Origin of the sequence: Rhodosalinus sp. K401, assembly GCF_041365735.1 — a bacterium.
Classification (GTDB): domain Bacteria; phylum Pseudomonadota; class Alphaproteobacteria; order Rhodobacterales; family Rhodobacteraceae; genus Rhodosalinus.
Map to the genome: position 1 here is coordinate 1 of NZ_JBGFSI010000066.1, position 342 is coordinate 342.

At 63.2% G+C, this 342-nt stretch carries 1 other RNA gene; it reads right to left on the minus strand.

The features are described 5' to 3' along the window. Window positions 1–342, minus strand: an RNA gene (rnpB, locus tag AB6A66_RS17565) — RNase P RNA component class A; the annotation flags it as partial.

Sequence of the window (342 nt, forward strand, 5' to 3'; positions counted from 1 at the left end):
CCGGGTTCTGTCGTGGACAGTCATTCATCTAGGCCAGCAATCGCTCACTGGCTCAAGCAGCCTACCCGGGTTCAGTACGGGCCGTACCTTATGAACCCCTATTTGGCCTTGCTCCGGGTGGAGTTTACCGTGCCACGGACTGTTACCAGCCGCGCGGTGCGCTCTTACCGCACCCTTTCACCCTTACCTGATCCCGCTTGCGCGGGCCATCGGCGGTTTGCTCTCTGTTGCACTGGTCGTGGGTTTCCCCCCCAGGCGTTACCTGGCACCCTGCCCTATGGAGCCCGGACTTTCCTCCCCTCCGCCCGTCTCCCCCGAAGAGGACGACGACGAAGCGGCGAC